Source organism: Lyngbya sp. CCY1209, assembly GCF_035615495.1.
Classification (GTDB): domain Bacteria; phylum Cyanobacteriota; class Cyanobacteriia; order Cyanobacteriales; family Microcoleaceae; genus Limnospira.
The window spans coordinates 1-23,789 of record NZ_JAJENU010000513.1 but is presented as its reverse complement, the minus strand read 5'-3'; the positions used below and the strand labels follow the sequence as shown (position 1 = coordinate 23,789).

Annotated in this window: 20 protein-coding genes and 1 tRNA gene; 7 read left to right on the top strand and 14 right to left on the bottom strand. The window is 50.6% G+C overall.

Features of this window, described 5'->3' with window-relative positions; translation table 11 throughout:
• Positions 1-143: 143 nt before the first annotated feature.
• The 3 genes from LKE08_RS16525 to LKE08_RS16515 form a co-directional block, all read right to left on the bottom strand.
• Positions 144-350: a hypothetical protein gene (locus LKE08_RS16525; protein ID WP_324705344.1), complete on the bottom strand. Its 207-nt coding sequence runs from the start codon at positions 348-350 to the stop codon at positions 144-146.
• A gap of 24 nt (positions 351-374) precedes the next feature.
• Positions 375-527 (bottom strand): hypothetical protein, encoded by a 153-nt coding sequence (locus tag LKE08_RS16520; RefSeq protein WP_324705343.1) that lies wholly within the window; start codon positions 525-527, stop codon positions 375-377.
• Between the two features lie 159 nt (positions 528-686).
• The gene (locus tag LKE08_RS16515) at positions 687-1,034 is read right to left on the bottom strand and encodes a hypothetical protein (RefSeq protein WP_324705342.1); all 348 of its coding nucleotides are present in this window, start codon (positions 1,032-1,034) and stop codon (positions 687-689) included.
• A 128-nt stretch (positions 1,035-1,162) separates the two neighbouring features.
• On the opposite strand from LKE08_RS16515, the gene LKE08_RS16510 reads away from it, so the two are divergent.
• Together LKE08_RS16510 and LKE08_RS16505 are read left to right on the top strand one after the other, a co-directional pair.
• Positions 1,163-2,023, top strand: a complete 861-nt coding sequence (locus LKE08_RS16510; RefSeq protein WP_324705341.1) for a transporter substrate-binding domain-containing protein — start codon at positions 1,163-1,165, stop codon at positions 2,021-2,023.
• A 255-nt stretch (positions 2,024-2,278) separates the two neighbouring features.
• The gene (locus LKE08_RS16505) at positions 2,279-4,546 is read left to right on the top strand and encodes a CHAT domain-containing protein (RefSeq protein WP_324705345.1); all 2,268 of its coding nucleotides are present in this window, start codon (positions 2,279-2,281) and stop codon (positions 4,544-4,546) included.
• Positions 4,547-4,633: 87 nt separating this feature from the next.
• Here the strand turns inward: LKE08_RS16505 and LKE08_RS16500 are convergent.
• Both LKE08_RS16500 and LKE08_RS16495 read right to left on the bottom strand, forming a co-directional pair.
• Positions 4,634-4,705 (bottom strand) — tRNA-Gly (locus tag LKE08_RS16500).
• 370 nt (positions 4,706-5,075) lie between these two features.
• Entirely contained in the window at positions 5,076-5,663 is a 588-nt protein-coding gene (locus LKE08_RS16495; protein WP_324705340.1) for a hypothetical protein, read from the bottom strand.
• Between the two features lie 377 nt (positions 5,664-6,040).
• Between LKE08_RS16495 and mnmE the strand changes: the two genes are divergently transcribed.
• Complete coding sequence (mnmE, locus tag LKE08_RS16490) at positions 6,041-7,450, top strand: tRNA uridine-5-carboxymethylaminomethyl(34) synthesis GTPase MnmE (RefSeq protein ID WP_324705339.1); 1,410 nt, start codon at positions 6,041-6,043, stop codon at positions 7,448-7,450.
• 251 nt (positions 7,451-7,701) lie between these two features.
• Here the strand turns inward: mnmE and LKE08_RS16485 are convergent, their stop codons facing one another.
• Positions 7,702-7,857 carry a hypothetical protein gene (locus LKE08_RS16485; RefSeq protein WP_324705338.1) on the bottom strand — a complete coding sequence of 52 codons (156 nt, stop codon included), beginning with the start codon at positions 7,855-7,857 and terminating at the stop codon, positions 7,702-7,704.
• Positions 7,858-7,957: 100 nt separating this feature from the next.
• Between LKE08_RS16485 and LKE08_RS16480 the strand changes: the two genes are divergently transcribed.
• On the top strand, positions 7,958-8,863 hold the full coding sequence (locus LKE08_RS16480) for a UTP--glucose-1-phosphate uridylyltransferase (protein WP_324705337.1): 906 nt from the start codon (positions 7,958-7,960) through the stop codon (positions 8,861-8,863).
• Positions 8,864-9,051: 188 nt separating this feature from the next.
• On the opposite strand, the gene LKE08_RS16475 is transcribed toward LKE08_RS16480, so the two are convergent.
• On the bottom strand, positions 9,052-10,482 hold the full coding sequence (locus LKE08_RS16475) for an MFS transporter (protein WP_324705336.1): 1,431 nt from the start codon (positions 10,480-10,482) through the stop codon (positions 9,052-9,054).
• A gap of 528 nt (positions 10,483-11,010) precedes the next feature.
• Between LKE08_RS16475 and LKE08_RS16470 the strand changes: the two genes are divergently transcribed.
• Entirely contained in the window at positions 11,011-12,000 is a 990-nt protein-coding gene (locus tag LKE08_RS16470; RefSeq protein ID WP_324705335.1) for a DMT family transporter, read from the top strand.
• Positions 12,001-12,160: 160 nt separating this feature from the next.
• Here the strand turns inward: LKE08_RS16470 and LKE08_RS16465 are convergent, their stop codons facing one another.
• The 6 genes from LKE08_RS16465 to LKE08_RS16440 all read right to left on the bottom strand — a co-directional run bounded on the left by LKE08_RS16465 (position 12,161) and on the right by LKE08_RS16440 (position 19,816).
• Entirely contained in the window at positions 12,161-13,744 is a 1,584-nt protein-coding gene (locus LKE08_RS16465; RefSeq protein WP_324705334.1) for a hypothetical protein, read from the bottom strand.
• A 61-nt stretch (positions 13,745-13,805) separates the two neighbouring features.
• On the bottom strand, positions 13,806-15,224 hold the full coding sequence (locus LKE08_RS16460; RefSeq protein ID WP_324705333.1) for a lipopolysaccharide kinase InaA family protein: 1,419 nt from the start codon (positions 15,222-15,224) through the stop codon (positions 13,806-13,808).
• Positions 15,224-16,933 carry a PP2C family serine/threonine-protein phosphatase gene (locus LKE08_RS16455; RefSeq protein ID WP_324705332.1) on the bottom strand — a complete coding sequence of 570 codons (1,710 nt, stop codon included), beginning with the start codon at positions 16,931-16,933 and terminating at the stop codon, positions 15,224-15,226. Before LKE08_RS16455 ends, LKE08_RS16460 begins: the two co-directional genes overlap by 1 nt.
• A gap of 79 nt (positions 16,934-17,012) precedes the next feature.
• Positions 17,013-17,654: a VWA domain-containing protein gene (locus LKE08_RS16450; protein ID WP_324705331.1), complete on the bottom strand. Its 642-nt coding sequence runs from the start codon at positions 17,652-17,654 to the stop codon at positions 17,013-17,015.
• 67 nt (positions 17,655-17,721) lie between these two features.
• Complete coding sequence (locus tag LKE08_RS16445) at positions 17,722-18,831, bottom strand: VWA domain-containing protein (protein ID WP_324705330.1); 1,110 nt, start codon at positions 18,829-18,831, stop codon at positions 17,722-17,724.
• 40 nt (positions 18,832-18,871) lie between these two features.
• The gene (locus tag LKE08_RS16440; RefSeq protein ID WP_324705329.1) at positions 18,872-19,816 is read right to left on the bottom strand and encodes a vWA domain-containing protein; all 945 of its coding nucleotides are present in this window, start codon (positions 19,814-19,816) and stop codon (positions 18,872-18,874) included.
• Positions 19,817-20,330: 514 nt separating this feature from the next.
• On the opposite strand from LKE08_RS16440, the gene LKE08_RS16435 reads away from it, so the two are divergent.
• Together LKE08_RS16435 and LKE08_RS16430 are read left to right on the top strand one after the other, a co-directional pair.
• Entirely contained in the window at positions 20,331-20,927 is a 597-nt protein-coding gene (locus tag LKE08_RS16435) for a DUF1517 domain-containing protein (RefSeq protein WP_324705328.1), read from the top strand.
• Between the two features lie 48 nt (positions 20,928-20,975).
• Positions 20,976-21,827, top strand: a complete 852-nt coding sequence (locus tag LKE08_RS16430) for a hypothetical protein (RefSeq protein WP_324705327.1) — start codon at positions 20,976-20,978, stop codon at positions 21,825-21,827.
• Positions 21,828-21,872: 45 nt separating this feature from the next.
• Here LKE08_RS16430 and LKE08_RS16425 read toward each other — a convergent pair whose 3' ends face one another.
• On the bottom strand, positions 21,873-23,600 hold the full coding sequence (locus LKE08_RS16425) for a DUF3352 domain-containing protein (RefSeq protein ID WP_324705326.1): 1,728 nt from the start codon (positions 23,598-23,600) through the stop codon (positions 21,873-21,875).
• Positions 23,601-23,789: the final 189 nt, after the last annotated feature.

Here is a 23,789-nt window from a genome sequence, read left to right as displayed (position 1 = left end):
AATAGTGGTGGCAACCGTCTCCGGTTGCCTGCCGGTTGCTGATGGGCAAATAGTGGTGGCAACCGTCTCCGGTTGCCCGCCACCAAATTTGGCGGATCAATTCCAGATATCCTTTCAATCCGATCGCCCCCCATTCCGCAAACTTATGAATCCGAAAGGGTGGGATCGAGATCGAGGAGGGCGATCGCCTGTTGCCGACGTTCCCACACCGCCACACCCAATAAAATGATGACACCCGCGATCGCCACGCCCAGACTTCCGTAATAAAATCTTCGCAAATTGACCTGAAATTGTTGGGCTTCGTACATGGACTGTTGAAACGCCTCATTTCCGAAGAAAACCACGGACAAATCATCGAGGGAAATTGACCAAATTTAGTAAGCCTCGGGGACCGTCAGCAACACCCGATCTTCGGAAACTGCCATGTCAGAAATATCGGGATTTCCAGGAAGGGGAATTTTGGGGGGATTTTCCCAGTTGCGATCGAACCGCAACAGGTTGTCCCGGGCAAAGTTACCGTCCCCCACCAACACCCACCAAAACCCGCGACGTCAAACTCGACAAATATAGCGCTGCGCGCGGTCCGAGGCCGTCGGTATTAGGGAGTCGTAAACTGAAACGGCTTTTCTATAAGGGTTTGAAAATTTCTGACCCCATTTCAACTGTAACCACGTAAGCGCTCGTTGCTATACCGGATAGATTCGACCCTCATCCGCAACGGGAATCGCCCGTTTTTGTGATTCAGAAATATAGGGATTTTTTGATTTCGGATTGCGGACAAAATCCACCTGTCGATCCGGGGTGAGTTCGATTCCAAGCGGATTAGTTGACCAAGTTAAGATCCGAAAATTGTTGCTGTCCGCGACGGCGAGGGTTTCCGAGTTCGCGATCGCGATTCCGTTCGGATAGCGGAGTTTTATCTCTCCGCCTCGGGTACTTTCGAGCAATTTTCCATCCGCCGTCAACACTACCAGGAGATGACGGACGGTATCGGCCCTGCCCAGCTTATCGAGTGTGAAATAATGAGTGACCATTCAATCCGAATCAAAGCCCCCAGAATTGGGGGTTTGGGGGAAGCCCCCAGAATTGGGGGTTTGGGGGAAGCCCCCCAAACGGTAAGCTAGATGGCGGTAAAAATCTCTCAAGCGTTCAATTTAACCCCATGAGCAACACCATCGTCCGGGTTGTCCTGAGTCTGATTCTCTCGGTCCTCTTCCCCGCCGCCGCCTCGGCAGAAACCGTCCTCGAAGACATCCGGCGGACCCGAACCCTCAAAGCCGGAGTCCGACAAGACGCGGCCCCCCTCGGCTACCGTTCCCCCGAAACCGGAGAATGGGAGGGCTACTGCATCGAACTCATGGACCTGCTGGCGAACCGCCTCACCGAACAACTGCAACTCGCCGAACCCGTCCGAGTCGAATTGATCCAGTCCACCCTGGAAAACCGGGAAGCGATCGTTCAAGATGGGACGGTGCACGTCGAATGCGGTCCCAACACCATCACCCGCACGCCCAAACCGGGCATCGCCTATTCCGATCGCTTCATCGCCACCGGAACCCACCTCCTCGTCACCCAGGACAACGCCGCCGTCCTCAACCCCTCTGGGGCGATGGAAAATATCACCATCGGCGTCCTCCCCGCCTCCCTCACCGAGCGATTCATCACCAGCCGCTACTCCCTCGCCCAACCCGTGGAATATCCGGGCACCAACGGCCGGTTCGAGGCCGTCCGGGACGTGGGCGAGGGCAACATCAACGCCTTCGCCAGCGACGGGTTACTATTGGTCGGGGAAGTGCTCCGCCAACCCGAGAGCGATCGCGACGACTACGCCCTGATCCCCGAAGAACCCCTCACCTGCGAGTTTTACGGCATGATCGTCCCCGAGGGAGATCTCGCCTGGTTGAATACAGTCAATTCTCTGATTTTGGTCCGGGAAACCCTGGACATTCTCCGAGATCTCTACGGTCGCGATTCGGCATTTCTGACAACTTCGCAGGCCGCATTGAACAAATGTACGCCGTAATTGACGATCCCGAATTTCCCGGTCAACGGTCGTAAAAACGACTTGGGCGACACGCGCTATCTTTCGTGGATTTCGTTAACCTGGAATTGGGGAGCAAATGGTTCCCCACCGCAGTCAATATCCTTAAATCGCCGGAGGGGTTCAGAATCTGATAGTTTGAGTCATTTGAATCAGTTTCTCACCCTCCCGAAGAAATGCGATCGACTCAGCCAGGAAGCCCCGCGGCTTCTCCCACCCACCCGCAAGCTGGAACCGATGACCCAGGAGTTTCTCATTTCCGTGACCCCCGTTGGGGATGATGAATATTTGGTGCGGACGGAACGGACGCTCAATGTCCCCTCCGGCGTACCGCTGGCCGAAGAACAAGTCAAGTGGCCGGTGGATGAGTGGTTGCGACAGAGCCACCACCTGATGAGCGATCCGCTGTGGGGGGTACTCGAAAGCGTCGCCCGGGGGGACTCCGGGGATTTCGGCCGCCCCGAGGCTCCGCCGATGTCGAGTTTGGTGGAACTGGGCCAGGAACTCTACAATCATTTATTTCAAGGGACGCTCCGGGACAGTTGGACGAGCGCCCAGGCGATCGCCCACCACCGCCGGGAACCCCTGCAATTGCGGTTGGGGTTGAAAGGGTCGCGGCTGGCGAGTTTGCCCTGGGAAGTCCTCCACGAGGGGGGGCGGCCGATCGCCACCGGCACCGACATCCTCTTTTCTCGCTACCAACCCGGCACCGGATCTCGCCGACCCTCGCTCCGCCGGCTCTCCGGTCGGCCTTTGAAAATCCTGATGGCGATCGCGACGCCGGGGGACCAAGACAGCTTACAACTCCAGCAGGAAGCCCTGCAACTGCAACAGGAACTCCGACAGGAATCGGGTCAGTCCCGCCCCATCCAACTCACCATCCTGGAACAACCCGATCGCGAACAGATCACCCAAGCCCTCGAACGGGGCCAGTACCAAATCTTCCACTACGCCGGACACAGTAGCTACACCTCCACCGGCGGTGCCCTCCACCTTGTCAGCGGCCGCACCGGACTCACGGAAACCGTCAGCGGCGACGACTTGGCGGGGCTGCTGGCCAACAACGGCATCCAGATCGCCGTGTTGAATTCCTGTCGCGGCGCCTACAGCAACCCGTCCCTTTCCGAGGGCGAGATGCCCGAACTCAACCTCGCCGAAGCCCTGGTGAAACGGGGCATTCCGGGGGTGTTGGCGATGGCCGAACGCATCCCCGACGAAGTGGCCCTCACCCTCACCCGCCTGTTTTACCGCAATTTGAATCAGGGTTCTTCGGTGGATCTGAGTTTGAGTCGCGCCCGACAGGGGTTGATTTCCGCCTACGGTTCCCACCAGCTTTATTGGGCTTTGCCCGTTCTCTATTTGCACCACGAATTCGACGGGATTTTGACGGCTTCCTCCGCCAATTGGAATTTTGATGACTTTGAAGATCCGGAATCCTTTCTCAAGGATGATGAGTTTTTATCCGGTTCTTTCGACGATTCCCTCGATTTCGATGGCACGGGGGACGATTTCCCCTCATTTATCGGGGAGGAACTCGGAAAACTCCAGACCGCCCGACCCGCAGAAAAGGGCCGGCGCGATTCTCTCCTGGACGGGTCGGGCTGGCCGTCCCCCCCGACGTCGCCCCCCCAACCGTCTCCTCTGAAATTGGGGCTATTGTTGGCGATCGTCCTCCTCCCCCTCAGTTGGGGATTGTGGCGATTTCAAGATCGGATCGTACCCCTGTTGGGCGTCGGGTCCCACCTGTCCGCTTCCGAGTCGGCCGGCAACCTCAACTCCGCGGCGACCCAGGCGACGGCCTTGGAAGTGGCCCGCACCGACCAAGTTTTGGGAATTGCGATCGAACAGTTCGATCGCGGCAATTTGGGCGCCGGGGTGGAGGCGGTGACGGAACTGCTAGACCGGAAAGCCGTGGCGGAAGCCAACGCCGCCCTCGCCGCCGTTCCGGTACAAAATGCGGACGACCCCAGCATTAATTTTCTCAAGGGTCGGCTGGCTTGGCAATCCATCGAACGGGGCAACGCGGATTACACCCGGGACGACGTGCGCCGCTTCTGGGCTCGGGCCGTCCAACAGCGCCCCACCTCCCTTAAATATCAGACGGCCCTGGGATTTGCCTACTACGCCGAGGGCAATTTGGAACGGGCCTACCTGGCCTGGTATCGCGCCCTGGAATTGGAAGATCCGGCTTTGACACCTGATCCCGCCGCGCCGACGGCGGGGGTGATGACGGCGAGTGCCAAACCGACGGCGGGGGCATCAGAGGAGAATCAGAATCGCGAGGTACTCGACGCCTACGCGGGTTTGGGTTTGGTGTTGATGCGATCGGCCGAATCCCTGCCCACGGAGGAGAAGATGGTGCAGTTGAGCAAGGCTGTCAAATTCCGCGACAAGGTGCGATCGGAGGCGCCGGAGGCCTTCAAACCCCACGAATTGAGCCAAAATTGGCTCTGGTCTGGGGACATGATTCGAGATTGGCAACTGCTGCTCCGGCAAGGGTCTTGAATCGGGAATCGGGAAGTTTTGACTTTCCCTACCCTACACCCCATGCAAAAACCCGACCTCCGCGAGGAAGTCGGGTTTCCGGTTGAGAGCGGGTGACGCGATTCGAACGCGCGACATTCACCTTGGCAAGGTGACGCTCTACCACTGAGCTACACCCGCATTTCATCAGACTTTTCTCATAGTCGCACAGAAAAATCGGTTTGTCAACACTTCCGGAAACAAAATTTTCCCGCTCCCCGAAAAATGGCTAGACAGGCCGAGGAGGCGGAGGGAGGCAACGGGTGGGACATCCAGACCGCTTGGGAATCAATTCCCGAGGGCGCAAACCTTGCGCCCCTACTAGCTCAAATCATATTCAGATGATTGGGGAGTTGGTACAGACCGGATATCAGCTTGTCCCCTATTGCTAGCTTGCCTATTGCCTATTGCTAGCTTGCCTATTGCCTACTGCCTATTGCCTATTGCTAGCTTGCCTATTGCCTATTGCCTACTCCCTACTCCCTACTCCCTACTCCCGACTCCCGACTCCCTACTCCCTACTCCCTATTCTCAACAGCAGGGCGGGGTAGGGGTAGGAATGGGCGAGGGTGAGGGGAGGACCGGAATAGTTGCGGGAAACGGTGGAGGCGATCGCATCCAAGATCTCGGGCAATCGTTCCTCGGGGCCGTACACCTCCAGACTGACGCTCCACCAGTCTTGATTTTGAATGTGCAGTTGACTCAGTTCCAGGGCGCCCCCGGACTCCCCATCGAGGGAATGGGAACGGAGCGATCGCGCCTTCTCGACGGCAATCCAGGTTTTCATCTCCCGCACTTCCGGCGGGATCATCCGCTCCGCCTGGGGGTCGTCGCAGGGCCACTTGATCCAAATTTGGGCGCGTCCCTGCCACTGCGGGCTCACGTTCCAGACGCCCAAATCCTCCCGCCGCCACTTCAATTCCAGGCGTCCCTGCCGGTGTTTGAGGTTGAGAAATTCGCAGCCGGGAACGCACAAATACAGATCTTCTCGCGCCGGCGGGGTTTCCAATTTTCCGAGGCAGTCGGACTCGAACCAGCCCCGAATGTCGGCCGGGATTTGTCCGGGATGAAACCAGCGCATTTCTGCAGTTATCAGCATGGAATGTTTCCCCGCGATTGGGCGAAGCTCACCGGCAAAGCCGATCGCCCTTCTTTTTGTACCGGATGGGGGGCGATCGCGCACCTATCGGGAGGAAGAGATGGGGGCGATCGATTCAGCATTTCTTTTTCTTGTTGCGCTTGGGCGTCCCTAGGAACCCAAATCGCCATATCCCCCGCCTTTGTGATCAATCAAATAGCAGGCTTCCAAAAATTGATTCGCCGTCGTTTCCGGCGGTATCATTTCCATCGCGATTTTCTTTTTGATCGGCGTCGCGAATTTGACCCCGGGGAAAACTCCAATTGACGATCGCCCACCGAATTGACCCTTCGCGATACAATACAATTCGAGGATTCGTTAGTTTTGGGTGAGTAAAAATGTCGGAAATCGGGACGGCAAGCGAAACCATTGTCGCGATCGCCACCGCAATTGTCCCCCAGCAGGGCAGTATCGGAATCGTGCGGATGTCGGGTTCCGATGCCGTCGCGATCGCCAAAACCCTGTTTCACGCCCCCGGACGCCAGCCCTGGGACAGCCACCGCATCCTCTACGGCTACATCCGCCACCCCCAAACCAGCGAAATCGTGGACGAAGCCCTGTTGTTGTTGATGTTTGCCCCCCGATCCTTCACCCGGGAAGACGTGGTAGAATTCCACTGCCACGGCGGCATCATCCCCGTCCAGCAGGTGTTGCAGTTGTGTCTAGAAACGGGGGCACGGTTAGCCGGTCCCGGAGAATTCAGCCTGCGGGCTTTTCTCAACGGACGCCTTGATCTCACCCAGGCGGAAAGCGTCGCCGAGTTGGTGGACGCCCAGTCCCCGGTGGCGGCGAGGGCGGCGTTGGCGGGACTGCGGGGAAAATTGGCCGGCCCGATCCGGCGCCTGCGGGGGACCTGCCTGGATATTTTGGCGGAAATTGAGGCGAGGGTGGATTTTGAAGAGGATTTGCCGCCTTTAAATGAAGGGGAAATTATCATTCAACTCGAAAATGTATTGCGAGAATTGACGGAGATTGTGGCGACATCCGATCGCGGCGAATTGTTGCGGACGGGGTTGAAAGTGGCGATCGTCGGCCGTCCGAATGTGGGAAAATCTAGCTTATTAAATGCCTGGAGTCGCAGCGATCGCGCCATCGTCACCGACCTGCCCGGAACCACCCGCGATGTGGTAGAATCCCAACTGGTGGTGGGGGGAATTCCCATCCAAGTGCTCGATACCGCCGGGATTCGCAAGTCGGAAGATCGCGTCGAACAAATCGGGGTGGAGCGATCGCGCACCGCCGCCCAAACGGCGGATTTAATCTTATTTACCCTCGATGCCGAAACGGGTTGGACTCCAGCCGAAAGTGACATTTATTTCCAGGTAAAAGAACGTCCGCTTATTGTCGTGATGAATAAGTGCGATCGCATCACCTCCGAACAGTTAGAAACGGTGCAAAAATCGATTTTAAACCAATTGGAAGACAAAACCGCCCCCATCGTCGCCACCGCCGCCACCCTCAACCACGGCATTTCCGAGTTGGAAGAAGGCATCCTCGACGCGGTGAACGCCGGAAACCTCCAGGCGGCTAACCTGGAATTGGCGATCAACCAACGGCAAGCCGCCGCCCTCACCCGCGCCAAAGTCGCCTTGGAACAGGTGCAAACCACGATCAAAAATGGTCTGCCCTTCGACTTCTGGACGATCGATTTGCGGGGGGCGATCCACGCCTTGGGAGAGGTGACGGGGGAGGAAGTTACAGAATCGGTATTGGACAGAATTTTCAGCAAGTTTTGTATCGGAAAATAAGCAGTCTGTAAGGACACCCAAACCATCCTCGGACGACTCAACGCCTGTTATCCCTACGCTAAAAATGCCCTCCAACGGGGCGTTCAGCACGATTGGGTCAAAATTAACGCTCGATTGATTTCGGAGGCGATCGCGGCCCTGTGGCGGGGGGATGCCGGGGCGTTGGGGAACCTAATGACCTGCGCCCAAAGCGAATTCGACCGATACCTGATCTCCACCGGTCCCGAACAACTCCGATGGCCCCGAGTGCATCAATTGTTGGATGACGAACCGATCCGGCCCGACTCGGCGGCCAGGGGGTGAGTGCCCCGGGGGACGGGATGGGTGGCGCGGGACGAAGGAGTCCGAGGGGAAGCGATCGCCCGAATTGAAGCCGATTTTCCCAAAATGCGGGGATTTCCGCTCACCCTGAAGGGCGATGGGGGGGGGCGGTTCTCACCCGGCAACAAATTGTCAGGAAATTAGGTTAAAATGCATCCGTTTCCCGAATTGGGAGGAGCGGAGACGATGAAAGGACAAGAGAACCGTCGGGTTCGGAAAGCGGTGATCCCGGCGGCGGGATTTGGGACTCGGATGTTCCCCGCCTCCAAAATGGTCAAAAAAGAGTTTTTCCCGATTGTGGATTCCGAGGGAGTTGCCAAACCCGTGATTCAGGTGGTGGTGGAAGAGGCCCTCCACGCGGGAATTGAAGAGGTGGGAATTGTCGTCCAAGCGGGCGATCGCGAATTATTTGAAGATTTCTTTCAGGGGTCTCCGAAACCGGAATTGTGGCGCAAACTCTCCCCGGACAGTCGCGACTACAGCCACTATTTGCAAACCCTGGGGGAACGGATCACCATCTTGACCCAGGAACAGCAGGAGGGGTTCGGCCACGCGGTCTTTTGTGCGGCGCAGTGGGTGAATGAAGAACCGTTTTTGCTGCTGTTGGGCGACCACGTTTATGCCTCCGATTTGAAGGTCAATTGTGCCCGTCAACTGATGGAAGTTTACGAAGAAGTTCAACAAAATATAATTGGATTGCGAATGACTCCGGGCGATCGCATCCGCCACTACGGCTGCGTGGCGGGAAAACCCGTGGAAGAGACCGAAAATTTATTCGACCTGACGCAAATTTATGAAAAGCCGACCCTCGACTACGCCCGCACCAACCTGCGGGTTCGGGGACTCGACTGGGACCGCTTTTTGACCGTCTTCGGATTGTACATTCTCGACCCCAAAATCTTCAATCTCCTGGCCGACAACATCCGCCATGATGTCCGCGAAAAGGGGGAATATCAACTGACATCCTGCTTGGAAACCCTGCGGGAACAGGACGAGATGAAAGGCTACATCATCAGAGGTCGCAGCTTCGACACGGGATTGCCGGAAACCTACTTTCAAACCCTGGTCGAATTCAAATCAATTAACAATTAAAAATTAACAATTAACAATTAACAATTAACAATTAAATTTCGGGATTTTGTAGGGTGCGTTCCCACTCATCCATCGTCGGTCAAGGCGGTTGATGAAGGTCGGGAACGCACCGCGATCGCTGTCCGGGAAAATGGCGATCGCCCTCCTGCGGGAGGAGTCGGGGAGGGCGCAAACCTCGCGCCCCCGCGTCACGCTTCGCGTTCCCTTTTTCTCTCCTGGAGTTGGAGTAATATTTCTTCGTGATATTGGCGGGTGATGGGATAAAAGTAGGTGAGGATGATACCGATAATTAACATCACCGTCGGCAGGGGTCCGATCGCGATCCGGATCGCCAACAATGCTGAGTCCGGTTGTTGGGCGATTTCCTGTCCGGAAACCGACTCCACAAATCCGGCGATATCCAGGGCTTTCCCCACCAAAAAAATCCCGATCGCCAATCCCATTTTTTGCAATAATACCATAAAGGAATAAAAAATTCCCTCCCGCCGCTCTCCGGTGTTGAGTTCATCGTAATCGATGACATCGGTAATCATCGACCAGGGGACGAGGTAAGCCGTGGAGACGCCCAACCCGGCAATAATTGCCAAAATATACATCAACCCCACCTGTCCCGGTCGCAGGAAAAATAACCCCGCCTGGGCGATAATCCACAATCCCATTCCCATCAAATAAACGGCCCGCCTCCCGTACCGTTCGCTGACGCGACTCCAGGGAAATAACGCCACCAATGCCGTGCCCTGAACCGCGATCGCAACTTGGGGAAATGTCGCTTCCGGCAGGTCCATGCAGTACACCACGAAATATTGCAAAATGGAGGCCGTCAACTGCACCGCCAGCCAGGAAAATAAATAAATTCCGATTACGAATAAAAACGGGCGGTTGCTGAAGGCGATTTTCACCTGTTCCGATAGGGGTAACGTGGTGGGTTCGTCTTCCTCCCCCGTCGCTGCCTGCACTTCGGCGACGCGAGCGCGGGTGCCCAACACGCACCAGAAAATCGGCGGGACCGCCACCAAACTGCACACCAATCCCAAAATCATATATTTGAGGCCGGGGTCGTCCGGGAACATCGCGAAGATGATTTGTGCCAAAATCAGGGAAAAAATACTGCCCCCCAGGGAAAATGAGAACCGGAATCCGTTCAATGTGGTGCGTTCGTTGTAGTCCCGGGTCAGGTCAGGGGTGAGGGTGGCGTAGGGGAGGTTGACCGCCGTGTAAGCCGTGTGGAAGGCGATCGCGATCAGGACGTAGTACCAAAACTGCACCCAGGTATCGGTGCTCGGGACAATCCACAGCAGGAAGAAAAACAGCCCGAAGGGAATTGCCCCGAACACCATCCACGGGTAGCGGCGGCCCCAGGGGTGGCGGGTGCGATCGCTCAAAACGCCGATAATCGGGTCGTTCACTGCGTCCCAAATTTTCCCCACCATCGGCACGCTGGCGGCCAGTCCGGGGGGCAGTCCCGCCACCGTCGTCAGGAAGAATAGCAGGAAAAAGACTAATATATTGACCGTCATCGCGGTTCCCAAGTCCCCGGCACCGAAGGCCATTTTCGTCCAAAACTTCATTTTGGGGATGGGAAGCGTCTCCGGGGACTCGGCTGAGGAAGAATGGCTCATAGATTTTGCGGCTCAAACAGCAATATTAAACCATGATCCTCTCAGATGGACGGGTTTTCAGCAAAGTTTCCGATCACACCCCCGGATGAAGCCCACTGGTGCGATCGCAGATGTTGTATGGTTAATGATCAGGAGCCGATTGAATCAGAAAAAATATTCATTAATAGGGGTCAGAAAGAACATCCCATGACCTCTTGTATCTTTCAGGATAGCAGATTCTATCATGTCCGCTCAAATTATTTTTGTAAAAACGATGTTCGGACTTTGACAATCAGAAATTGATAGGATCGCTGATTTTCCGGACTTGATATTCGATGTCCCCATGATGATGAATTGTCAGGGTTTGATGATGGAATTGAGAGCCGTTTAATGAAGAGTTGTTTAATTCTGTAACAAATTGTAAATAAGGTGTCTGACTGATGGGGAAAGAATCTTAAGATAGTTGAAAGGGAGAGGAGGATTGTAAGTCAATGGACTCCATCTTCTTCCTTCGCCCCTGCTACTCCAAGGGTTTCCCTTGCTAAGATTATGTCTTTAACCCGAGCCTTACCTTCGCTCCAACCCGATCGACTCAGAATTCCTCAAATTAGTTCCACTGTATCAGCCCTGGTTGCTATATTTTTGGCGATCGCCTCCCTGTCCTTTGCCGCAATTTTCATCCGCCTGAGTGAGCGAGAACTGGGGCCATTTTCCACCATCCTCCACCGATTTTGGATTGCCTTTTTAGTCTTGGGGGTGATTTATGCCCTCGAACACTGGAAAACTGGGGAGAGTCCGGAGGCAAAACCGAAGGTTGAAGCGCTGAATCGGCGGGATCTGGTTTTGTTGATCGGTGCCGGGGTCATGTTTTGGGGATGTCTGGCGTTTTGGGCTTGGTCCCTGACCCTCACAGGTGTCGCTAATTCAACGATTTTACATAATCTAACGCCGTTATTTACCACTCTGGGGGCTTGGGTCATTTTCCACGAATCCTTTGACCGGCGGTTTTTAATGGGGTTACTGGTTGCGACGATCGGGGCGATCGCTCTGGGATTGGATGATTTCCAGGTCGGCGCCGAACACCTGAACGGGGATATTGCCGCCTTATTATCCGCCGTCTTTTCCGCCGCCAATTTGATGTTGATCGAAACCCTGCGCCACAAATTCCCCGCGACGGTGATCTTAATGTGGTGTTGTGGTGTCGGTACAATTCTCTCGTTACCGGTTGTCTTACTGGCTGAAGATCAACTGTTTCCCGTCACCCTTTCTGGATGGATGGCTGTGATTGGGTTAGCGATCGTTTGCCAAGTGGTGGGACAAGGGTTACAAGCCTATAGCCTCAAGCGTCTGTCTTCGGGTTTGGTGGGGATTTTCCTGTTACTCGATCCGGTGTTTGCCGCGATTATTGCTTGGATCGTGTTTGTTGAAGGCTTGACGCTGGTGAATACTCTCGCTTTTGCTACGGTTTTGGGGGGAATTTATCTGGCTAAGTCGAGTCAGTACAGCGATCGCATCCTCAGTGAAGAGGCGTCTGCCTAGACCTCTCTCGTCTATTAATATCCATCGTTAGGGGCGAAAAACTTTCGCCCCGACTTAGACCTTGCTTGAAAACTTGAGCGGGTACTCCCATTACAATTGCATGACTGGGAACGTTGCGCGACTCCCAACTCTTCGCAGCCACTCAATCAATATGATAGGTTTATTCAGGTTCTTTATTATTATTGTCAATGCTACCAAATATAGGAGATATTTTCTGGGACTGCACTCTTCTAGTTGTCGGGGATTGAGAAGTTTCCAAATCGGTATTAGCTACCTCTGATTTCGGCGATTTTTCTCGATCTGACTCTGTCAATTTTTCACTATGTTTCGGATCGGAATTTGGAAAATCATCGCCGAATAAAGGATTGATATCTTTTGATGTATCAATATTGGTCACTGAAGGAGCGGGCAGAGGTTCAACAGACTGAGATGGGGACTGTTCTTCCTCAAAAATAGAAGGCAAGGAAGAGGATTGAGTTTTTGATGAGGTTTGAGGTTTTGAATTCGATATCACATCATTATTACTTGACTGAGTAAATAGTTCGGGAAGCTGCAAATAACTGGACTCGTTCTCATTGTCAGCTTCGTCATCTAATCGGTTTGTTTCTGCGGTAAAAATTCCATCTTGAAGTGTTTCTCCTCGACGAATCCGGGAAGATGACCACGATGTCGTTTGATCGAGTTCCTCGGAATCTTGAGTTTCTGTAATATCGGAAGGGATAGACGTTGAAAATGAAGAATCCAATTCAGATAATTCAGAACCATCTATGATTTCCGGTTCTGTTTGATCTAATTGTTCCTGTGAGGTTGGATTTGAAACATTACTCAGCCCGGTTTCGGGTTCCCATAAAATACGATTCGGTATAACCCAAGTCGAATCTTCTGTCAAAGATATCACATGAGCCGTCACAGTAATTCTTCGTTTTAAAGATGCTGAGACCAGAAAAATATTGCCAGATACTAAAGTGTCTTCCGGCATTTTGTCAACACTTATATTGACCGAGTTTAGCCCCGGTTTGAGTTTGTAATTTTGTATATTTAAACCGGAAATATCGGTCACTATTTTGCAATCAACTGGGACAAAAATTTTGACGACAAAATGATATTCTTTTCCGTAGGCTAGTTGACCCACGTTCAAACATTCTGGATACTGCCATTCGCCTTCTTCTTGGGGTAATCCCATAACAGAACCTCGTACTTGTATATTATCAAACTGTAGATTGATTCCTGATTTGACCAAAATCGCGCATTGATCGCGAGAATTACTCCGTTGCTCTCCTGTGACTTCAATTCTCAGATTTTTCAAGCTGACTCCCGGAGATTGAATGAGTAAAACAGGCCCAACTTTTGACCATAGGGTTGCCCCTTGCCCATCCAGGATCATCGGGTGATTAATGATAAGGGGACCCGGATATTCTGCTTTTGGAGGCCACAACTGGAGCGTAGAGTCATCCGGTAAAGTATTTAGTTTTTCTTGAAGGCTGTCTCGGCTAGAGGGAGTAAACTGTTCTGTTATGGGAGGTTGATAGACAGTGACTTCTTGTTTTTTCTGGCTTGGCCCAATCTTGGCAGCTTCTGAATGAACAGGATTTTTGACTTGAGTATTCGTTACTTTTTTGGTATTTTTTATTCCGGCTGCACTCTTTTTGATGCCTTTAGAGGGCGAATTTTGTCGGTTATTATTGCTTTTTTGTTGAGGTGAAATACCCAGAAATTTTTTGATATCTTCAATCCATTTAGACATTGATTAATAACTCCCATTCCTCAATTTATATTCCAATCATTCGGCTTGACATAATTAATGTTTAGGATGTGAACTCAGCCATTTGAACTTCAACCATTCTAGATCGAGGTTCTTTAGAAAACCGAAACTGGATGCCATGGTCAAGTTTAATTGCACTTCCCGGAGGAACTAAATTGCCTTTGGATGACATCAACGAAGTCAACTCCTGGTTAATGAGCAACCAATTTCCTTGATAAAAAACACAATAAGCTTGGGGGGTGCGATCGGCTCCTTCTCCCGGAAAAATATTGTCAAAAATATGCCATTTAAACAGCGATAAGTTTTGATAAATAACCAATTTTCCATCCCCAATCCATTGTCCCGGACGTCTTTCTTTACGCAGCTTCAAAATCGGAACTTTTCCTTTGGGTTTTGAACCACAAAAAGGACACTTTGCATGATTGAAATCATGTAAAATAAACCATTTACTCGGACAATAATGATTTGCACATGGAAAAAACATATCCCAGGTTTTGATCAAAGCTCGCTCCCATTCAATGGCGGGTGGACGAAGATGGGGAGAGTGCAATCCTTCAATAAATGCTTTCCGAAAGAGTTGACTTAACTGCGGCCCCAAAGCAGTAACAGGAATTTGTAAATCTTGAGGACGATTAGAAGTATCGCTAGGATGTTCAATAAATAATGCTTTTGAACCCATTTCTAGACGCTCTTGCTCTTCCGCCGATGCCGCCGGATAAGTTCTGGGACCTTCTAAGGGATGTCTCCCCAATAAATATTGATACAGCAGAACCGCAAGGGCGTGTTGATCGGTGGCAGTGGATGGATGTTTCCGTTGAGGATCGTTGAGGGGTAAATGAATGGTTGATAAGACTTCTGGGGCAATATATCCCCTTGTTCCCAGCACATCGGGTGGAAAAAGTTGAGGAACAACTAAAGAGTCAATATCAATGATCAGGCATTCTCCAGAAGTCGGATCGATCAAAACGTTTTTGTTAGATAAGTCAGAATGAGCTAATCCGGCTTGATGTAAACGTCTGACTGCTCGTGCCAAACGAATACAAATTTGAAAATAATTAATCCACTTTCCTTTTTCTTCGGGTGGCAATATAGAGCGAAGTTTGGAACGAACAAACCAGGTACTTTCTTTTTCTTTTCCTTGTAACTTTCCCGTTTCAAAAAAATAATTCCGAGGATAAACAGGGGTAATCACTCCCAATGAAGGTTGAGTCACGATCGCCGTCGGCCAACAAAATAGGTTTTTGAAATAATCTCCATTAGTCCCAGAAGCAGGATCATATTTGTTTAAGATGGCTCCAAGTCGAGATAACCGATTTTTATCTGAACCGGCATTCGGATCTTTGTAAAAGCAAATAACCGCCGTTTTGTCCGCCGTAAAATAGACTTGCTTCATCGCACCTTCCCCAATCATATCGGGGATATATTCAAGGATGCTCCCATCTGCCAAGGTTGCAATTGCCATCAATTTTCCTCCCGATATAAAACAACCAACGTGCGATCGTCAAAAGAGCCTCTTCGGTAGTAGGAGTCCAACCAAATTTTTAATTTTTCGTGTGACTCCATTTTTTCACATTCCGAACACATTTGTTCCGTCAAAATCCCGGCATTTAATAAATCGGGAGATGTCAGTACCTCTTTAATATCTTTGTCCAACTGTTTGGCATACTTGGCAATAGAACGGATTAAGACTTTTTTAGGTTCCTCAGAATTTGAGGCTAAAATTCTTTCTACTTCTTCATCTTGAAAATCGGTTTTTTGTGGTTTTTTTTCACTCTCTTTTTTGTCAAAATTAGGAATATTTATAACTCGATTTAAGATTAAATCTCCATACAGTTCCAACATACCTGGATCGTTGGGAAAGTAGTCATCTGAAACACCATCTGTCATGAGCATCAAGGCTTTTAGATTGCCAATGAAAGGAAAAGTTTTTTGGACAAGATTAGAAGGTTCTAACTTTCTAGCCGAAGTCAGAAAATCAGTTTGTCCTCCATGCTCTCCAATATCAGGTTTTCCCAATAATTTTAAATTATATTCATGGGAAATAGCAGCCAACATTCCATCTCCAATTTGGCAAGTTAAAACAAAATCATAGCTAGAATTTTCTTTTTCTACCCGAATTGTTGTGTGGATAGCCAGAAGTAGAGTGGCTGACAAATCTTTGGTATCAAGTTCTTTGTTTCCTGCTGCTTTATCGTTGTAACCTGTAAAATTCTTAAGATAACTTGCTTTATTTTCAACCGCTTTATAAGCCTCATTTAAAGCCCCGTATAAAAAGTTTTGCAATTCCTTTACATCTTCTCCTTTAAACATCCCGTCCTGACGACTCAAATCATTTTCTAAATCTGTTTTTATTTGCCGAGAATCGAGACAAAATGACTTGAGAGAATTCTTCAATGATTTAACCGCTTCTTTACAAGAACTCTTGGCACCAATTCGAGAAAACTTTTTAGATCCTGCTCCATCAGCAACTGCAATAATTGTCCATTTATCAACGGTATCAAATTCAAACCAATCATCACAATTAGTTCCTTGATGTTTGTGCATTTTTCCTCTGACTCTGGCTCCGATCAGTTTTAATCCTTCTGAAGATTGACCTGGTTTAGGATAAAATTCGTCATGAGGTTTTGGTTCCGTATCTTGATCGGGAACAGGACGATACTGCCAAGGCGGAGTAATAGGGGTAGAAGTTGCTTTAGGCTGATCAAGTTGTTGCTGATTGCACTCTCGATGAAATGTTTCCTGGTTTTGAGAATTGTCTAAAACTTCTTTTTCGGGTGGTTCAGGATCTCCTGAACTCCTGTTAGCTGGATTTTGAGGATCACTAGATGAAGGGTTATTAGCTTTTATCAAATCTTGGTTTTGACGTGACAATTCGCCATCTTGAATGGATTTTCCTTTGGATACTTGAGATTGATCAATTATAGGAGGCTCGGCTGGAGTTATGGTAGCATTTTTCTCTACTTTTGGAACCGGAAACAATTGTGGATCTTTTGTCAAAAATTTACGAATAGCAATTTTGAATTTATCCCTAAATTCATCTTCCTTAAAATAATCACGAAACTCGTCCCATTTTTTTTGTAACTCATCTGAATTTTCGATCAGACCAAGTTTCCATAAAACTGCTTTAATGAATTCTTCATTTGAATTTTTATTAGAGTCATAATCAGACATAATTTTTATTAGCCTTTGGTTAATGATTGGATCTTAATGGTGGTGTCGATGCACCCGGATTGGGTGCATCAGCCTAGTATTAAGGAATAATTTGGATTCCTTGAGGAGGGGGAGGTAGATTGATCGGTTGGTTATCTGCCATCACCTGAGCCACACTCTGAGAACTTTGCTTGATTGACTGTGATACCCACTTAAAGAACTGTTTGAGAGTATCTGGCTGCAAATTATCTAACTTAACTACAATTTCTGTCAGTTTCTTGAGCGTATATTCGTCGGCTCCTGAGCCAGCCGCACAGGCAATAATATTGGCGGGTTTTTTCTGTTTCAATTGATCTGCCGCTTTTTCCCAAGTATCAGTTGGCATCCCATCTGTCATCAAAAATACTAATGGTTTCCAATCCCCTTTTTGGGCGTCGCTGGCTTTTTTTACCTCTTTATCGAAACATTGGGTTAACAGTTTTAAGGCAGCACCTAATGCCGTCGTCCCTCCCGCAGAAAGTAAAGGTGGCTGAAATGTCATTAATTCAGTCAGGGGACAAACTTGTTGGGCGGTACTTTCAAAAGTAATAACAGAGAGGTAAGCGGTTTCTATGGCATAGGGTTCACTTTGCAGTTCGGCTACCAGTGCTTTAACCCCTTGATTGACAGCTTCAATGGGGTCGCCGGACATCGAACCGGAACAATCTAAAACTAAATAAACGGGCAAACGACGAGATGACATAATTTTTCTCCTGACACGAAATGACTCAAAAAAAAATGTTTTTACAGTTGAACTAAGTTGTCTCCATCTAACCCAGATTTAGATCGGAGCTTGATCGACTTGATTGATCTCGGTTGTTTTTGGGAACAACAACCGTTTGATAAATTTTTTGACCATAGACTTCCAATTCAAATCCTTGAGTATTCAAAGGGAGCGTAAATGAAACTTTTGCAGGAAAACCATCGGTATATTTTTTGACGATTTTCCCGGAATCATCGTAAATTGTTGCAGTCGGAGCAACAATTTGGTTTTCATCCACAACTTCAGCAAAAATCTCAACTAAAGAACTCATTTCAGTAGCGATTTTATGATCCCAAATATCAATCCCGGTATCAGTTGTCAGATCATCTAGTTCTTCTAGTTGGCGCAGGTCGATTTCATCGCCGACACCGATTAGAACACATTTGACCACATGGCGCTGACCTGATTTGATCTGATTTGCCAACAGATTTGTATATTGTTTGATATTCGCCAAGTCATCAATTCTGCCATCGGTCATAAAAATATACATTCCTCGTTTGGCATCGGCAAATCGTTCGGTAAAATACTGGACAGCAGGGGTAAGAATTGTGCCGGCTCCAAAGCCCATCGATTTGGGGCCATCAATTTCGAGTTGACGACATTGTTGTTCTGTAAAATCCCCTAGAACTTCGGTAGAACTTCCATCACCACCTGCCCAGTAAATTACCGTTGTTCCACCATCAGCATCCAAATTATCTGCCAAGTAACTGATAAATTTTTGAGCCAAAGGTTGAACGATATTATCGCTGGCTTTTATGTATCCTTTTTGAATGGCATCTTCATAAGCTTGTGACTTGATAACTTTATAAGTCTTTCCATCTTGAACTTTTAAAGTAATCCACCCTTTCTTTTCATATGTTTTGTTCAAATTATCAGGAATTTCCCCGATCAAACTTCGACCATACAAACCTCGCATTGAAGCACTAGCATCTAGTGCAATACCGGTTTGCCAACCTTCAGCATCAGATCCTTGAGGTTCCATAAGAATCGTGAACAAAACTTGTAAGTGATGCCCACTTTTTTTGACATTGACTTCACCAAATTCCTTGGCAACAACACTTCTGGGAAGTTGATAACTCGATTGTTGCTCCTCAGAATTTGAGCTGGAGCTATACATATTTTGTCGTCCTTGTTTGAAAATTCGTCATCCGATCTGGTCATAACCCATCAGAAATATCTTGGGTGATATTTCCGCCAGGAAACTCTAAGGTGAAGGACGTTGAACCTGAAGGTAAAGTAAAGCGAAGTAACGCGGGAACACCGTCTGGATAATCTTTGCAAACTTTTCCCGCTTGGTTTAGGATTCGACCGGAACCAATAACCGTCATGTCTTCAGAAACCAACTCTTTGAATACCTGTTCTAATTTGTTCATATCACTTGCCAACTGATGATCCCAAATGTCAATATCTTGTCCGGAAGCATCTTTGATATTTTTGCCTTCAAACATATTATCTAGTTCTTCCATTTGTCCGACATCAACTTCGTCACCGATTCCAATTAGCAGCATTTTTATAAAAGGCTTACTTTGATTGGTCACTTCTTTGGCATACTGGAGACAATATTGTTTTACATCTGAGAGATCTTCAATAATTCCATCAGTCACGAAAACACAAAGCGCACCGGGTTGCTTGACGCCCAAAGACGGAGCATCTTTGAATTTTTCAACAAAATGTTTGAGAGGAGCCAACAGCTTGGTTCCTCGCCCCCACGGTAATTTTTTGGGGCCGACGATCGCCAAATTTTGGGCTTGTTGCTCGTCAAATCCCCCCACTTCTTCAATTTTTGAACCATCCGCACTACAAGCCCAGTAAATTAAATCAACTTTGCCATTTGATGAAAAGTTCGACAAGTAGCCGATCATCGTGCGAGTAACGGGTTCAACAACATTGGGAATACTGGCAGCCGCCCCAAACACGCCCCCGACAACCCCACTCACTCCATACATTTTTTTCATGGAGGCAGAACCATCCAAAGCCAAACCCATCCTTACCCCTTCTAAATCTGGAACAGTAAGAATTGTTGCAACAATCTTAATGCTGCCATTGTTTTGCTTATAAACGTTGACTTCACCAAACGGTTCCACTACATTTGTAAGCTGCATATCAAAAAACTCCTAGAATTGCATAAATTAGCCGAACAATTAGTCGAACTACAAATTCATCTCAGCATTCATCCAATCTAATTTAAGGACAGTAAAAGATAGATAGAGGCATCTTTTGAAGTGAATTCCGATAAATTTAGGTTGACGCTGTAGAGATGAACGAATTAACAGGATTTTATGCATTTTGTGGATGCAAAGAAATATCCTGTGTTTTTTGTATTTATTTAACATCATCTTATCGGCCCTTGTGCGAGACTGTCAACCTCCAAAATTGTTAACTTTTCTTTCATTCTCTCCCAGTGACATCAACTCACTTGACGTGCAAAATTACGCAAAATGTCGCATAACTTTACAAAAGCCAAAACCCCCACCATAAAACAATTCCAGAGATTTTCCAGGCCCGATCGCCCCCCGAAGCCCCCAGAATTATGAGAAAGCCCACAAAATTGACAATTAAGAACCGACGATTGAAAATTGTCAATTATCAATTATCAGTTATCAATTAATTCCAACTATGGCCATCGGCGATCGCTTTAACAAAATGTTCGGGAAAACCCGGTTCGTGGTGTCCCGCCTGTTCCTGCACCTGGCGGGTTCCGAAGTCGCCCCCCTGCTGGGCATCCTCAACCGGGTCGCCCGGGACGCCGTAGAAGCCAACGGCGATCTCGAAGTGATGGGGGAAGGCCTGGTGAACCTCTGCCAGGGCCTCCTCCAGTACGATACCTACTGGCAGTCCGCCTGCAACGAGGGGGACGTGCTCTGGAGCGAAGAAGAAGCCGGGGACTATGTAAACGAACTGTTCACCGACGCCGCCGGGCGGTATCTGAGCGAACCCGACCTCGGCCAACCCGACCCCGACGAACCCCTGACCCTGCCCGTCACCTACAACCTGGTGGTAATGATTACAATAGCCTGTGAAGGGGAAGTTCCGGACTTGGAAACGGACCTAGCCAGCTTTGAAGCGATGGAAGCCGGACTCAAGGCGATCGTCAACCTCCACTACCAAGGCAGTTTGCGGGCGATTCAGATCCACTTTTCCCCGGCCCGCTTCGGTGACGAACTCACCGACGAGCAGTTGCTACAGAACTTTCCGGAACTGGTTCCCCTGTAACTGTCGAAATCCTTTTGCGATCGCACTTTCAAACCGTAAAACCAAACCATGTTAAAGAAAAAATTGATCACCATTTTGATGGTTTTCGCCCTGGGCTGGACGACCGTCAGTTGCGGTTCGCCCTCGCCCACCGCCGTACAGCAACCCGTCCGCACGGCGGCGCCGGCGCCGACCCAACTCTCGGACGGAAAATACCCCGTCCAACAGGCTGAATACGACGACGCCACCGGGGAATATACCCTGATGCTGCTCAATGCCAGACCCCCCGTCTACCGGACGGATAACCTGCAAATGGCTCGCCTGACAGCCGAGCAAATCCAAGCCGGAGAAAGTAGCTATTTGGCAGTCGAAAATAACCAGCCGATTTTGTATTTGACCGAAGACTTTAAAATCGAGTACGTCCACAACGTCACCGAAACCCAAACCAATCCCCAAACCGGACAGACGGAAACAGTCATCGTCCGCCGGGAGTCGAACTTCTGGAGTCCCTTCGCCGGGGCCTTTGTCGGAAGTGCGATCGCCAACAGCCTGTTTGCCCCCCGCTACTACGTCCCCCCCGTCTATCAACCCGGCGGCGTGATGGTGGGTTATGGTGGCTACGGAAACACCTATAACCAAGCTGTCAGCCAGTACCGCCGCACCTACAACGAACCCCCCCCGGCAGTGAAAAACCGCCAGACCTTCCGCAGTACGGGAACGGTGCGTTCTTCCTCTCCGAGTTCGAGCACTTCTCCGAACCGGACGAACCCCAACGCCAACCGTTCGACGGGTTCCGGCGTCGGAGGCAGCAACCTGCGGCAGTCCCAGGAAGCCCGTCCCACCCAACGGCGGACGCCCAGTTTCGGAACCGGCAGCGGCAGCCGACACCGTTCCACCGGCGGCAGTCGCCGACGGCGATAATGAATAATTGATCATTAATAATTGACAATTGATAATTACCAATTGTCAATTTTTTTCTATTCCCGACTCCCTAATACCGACTTCCGACTCTCCCTCCGCTACCGTTGTATCGGTGAAATTGACGAAGACATCGTAGCGGACCGTGCGATCGCCCGTTACCGCAGTCGTCAGGCCGATGGATTCGATCGCTCTGACCCAGACCTGCTGCTGGGGGGCGAGGGGCGGTAGGGAGAGATTTTTGCGATCGAAAACCTGTTCAATATTGATGTAAAAATTACCCTGGTCAGGGTCCCGGTCCGACGGCAGCGTTTCCCGGAACAGGGCGTTGGAAGTAATGGGATTCTGGGGTTGGGGCAGGAATTGGTTGGCGACGGGCGCCCCCACAGTTGCGAAGGCCACGTCCCCGTCCAGCCATCCCCGGATGACGCTGAAACCGCCGTAGGGGGAAGTCCACTGGATCACGGGCTGGCCGTTGAGGACGGCTTCTCCCACCTGGAAATTCCGCCCCCGCATCACTTCGTCGAGTTGTTTAAGGCTCTTTTCCGCCGAGGAGCGATCGCTCACTTCCACCATGAATGCGAACCCGGCGGCGAACTTTTGGGGGACATCTTTATTGGGAATTGCCGGAATTAAAGCCAGGGAAAATTCCCCGTCCATCCAACTGAGAAAATCCTTGTCCAAGTCCATGCCGATGGACTCTTTCAAACTCCCCGCCAACGCCTTCGGATTGAAGGGGGCGATGGGGTTAGCGTTAGCCCCCTGATTGTAATCCTCCCACACCTGCTTGAGGTTGCCGCCCCCCGCCGTCACGATCGCCGTTTCCGGAATCCGTTTGAGCATCCCGTGGGCTTGATTTGCGGCTTTAAATTTGCGTTGGCTGTTGGGTTTGAGCCAGGACACTGCCCGAAAGTCGATGCCGTTTTCTTCCAGAATAGCGGTGGTGGCGAACCCCTGATTTTGTTTCAACTGTTCCAAACTTTCCGTCTGTATGGGTTGGGCCGAGGTGAGGGAGGCCGCGGAAGCCGCCACGGGGATGTTGAGATAGACCTGGGCGAAAGCTGCGGGGTTGCGAATTGTTTGGACGGCCGCAGCGTAGCCGGGGGTTTTGGCGAGGGAATCGTCGCCCCGGTAGGCATCGATCGCGCGATCGGTGGCACTCGGGGCCGTGGTGACGAGGAGAAATTCCTGTCCGAGTACCGCGATGGAATAATTTTGGGGCAGACCTTCGGTTTCGACGATATCGACGCCCCGGTAGCTGCGTTCGGTGACGCTCCCGCCGGCGATGGTTTTGGGGCGGTCGAGAATTTCCTTGGCTTTGGCCGGGTCGGCAATGGGAAGCACCACCATCCGGGCCGAGACGATGGGGGATTCGGGGGGGGTATCCGACGGTTGGGGCGCCTGACCCGACGAAATCATCGCGGGGTCGGACAACCAGGCCACCATCACTTCGTCGCCCACCCAAGGTTGGATGTCTTGTTGATAATTGAAGCCGTTGTCCGTCAGCAGGCGATCGCGCCATTGGGCCAGCCGTTTTTCCAGGGCAGCCCGGGATTCGGGGGTTCCGTACCCTCGCAGCCGTTCCCACTGCTGCGGTTCGGTGGACAGCGACAGGGTGGCGATCGCATCTTGGGGGACGACGTTCGCCCCCAAGGGGACGTTCTCGACGGGCTTCCGGGCGGTGAGGGCGAAGTAGGCGGCAACCCCACCGCCCACCAACAGGGCGATCGTTCCCAGATAGGCGAGCGGAGACGGTTTTCTTTTTTCGATCATCATGGTTGACATGGAACTCAGGGGTTTGGGGTTGGCGAGGTGACGGGCATCGCAGTTTCGGACCCGCCGACCCGCTCCTGCCGATCCGGAGCGAGTTTGGGGCAACTGCAATCTTATTAGGGGTCGAGAGAGAAGTCACCTTCTCCCCCTCCCATTCAGAACCGTGCATGAGACTTTCACCTCACACGGCTC

Coding starts and splice junctions, on each gene's coding strand:
- LKE08_RS16460 (WP_324705333.1), bottom strand. CDS start 15,224: ATGGCAATTGCAACCTTGGCAGATGGGAGCATCCTTGAATATATCCCC.
- LKE08_RS16435 (WP_324705328.1), top strand. CDS start 20,331: ATGGCCATCGGCGATCGCTTTAACAAAATGTTCGGGAAAACCCGGTTC.
- LKE08_RS16480 (WP_324705337.1), top strand. CDS start 7,958: ATGAAAGGACAAGAGAACCGTCGGGTTCGGAAAGCGGTGATCCCGGCG.
- mnmE (WP_324705339.1), top strand. CDS start 6,041: ATGTCGGAAATCGGGACGGCAAGCGAAACCATTGTCGCGATCGCCACC.
- LKE08_RS16515 (WP_324705342.1), bottom strand. CDS start 1,034: ATGGTCACTCATTATTTCACACTCGATAAGCTGGGCAGGGCCGATACC.
- LKE08_RS16505 (WP_324705345.1), top strand. CDS start 2,279: ATGACCCAGGAGTTTCTCATTTCCGTGACCCCCGTTGGGGATGATGAA.
- LKE08_RS16465 (WP_324705334.1), bottom strand. CDS start 13,744: ATGTCTAAATGGATTGAAGATATCAAAAAATTTCTGGGTATTTCACCT.
- LKE08_RS16425 (WP_324705326.1), bottom strand. CDS start 23,600: ATGATGATCGAAAAAAGAAAACCGTCTCCGCTCGCCTATCTGGGAACG.
- LKE08_RS16470 (WP_324705335.1), top strand. CDS start 11,011: ATGTCTTTAACCCGAGCCTTACCTTCGCTCCAACCCGATCGACTCAGA.
- LKE08_RS16510 (WP_324705341.1), top strand. CDS start 1,163: ATGAGCAACACCATCGTCCGGGTTGTCCTGAGTCTGATTCTCTCGGTC.
- LKE08_RS16475 (WP_324705336.1), bottom strand. CDS start 10,482: ATGAGCCATTCTTCCTCAGCCGAGTCCCCGGAGACGCTTCCCATCCCC.
- LKE08_RS16455 (WP_324705332.1), bottom strand. CDS start 16,933: ATGTCTGATTATGACTCTAATAAAAATTCAAATGAAGAATTCATTAAA.
- LKE08_RS16495 (WP_324705340.1), bottom strand. CDS start 5,663: ATGCTGATAACTGCAGAAATGCGCTGGTTTCATCCCGGACAAATCCCG.
- LKE08_RS16450 (WP_324705331.1), bottom strand. CDS start 17,654: ATGTCATCTCGTCGTTTGCCCGTTTATTTAGTTTTAGATTGTTCCGGT.
- LKE08_RS16430 (WP_324705327.1), top strand. CDS start 20,976: ATGTTAAAGAAAAAATTGATCACCATTTTGATGGTTTTCGCCCTGGGC.
- LKE08_RS16445 (WP_324705330.1), bottom strand. CDS start 18,831: ATGTATAGCTCCAGCTCAAATTCTGAGGAGCAACAATCGAGTTATCAA.
- LKE08_RS16440 (WP_324705329.1), bottom strand. CDS start 19,816: ATGCAGCTTACAAATGTAGTGGAACCGTTTGGTGAAGTCAACGTTTAT.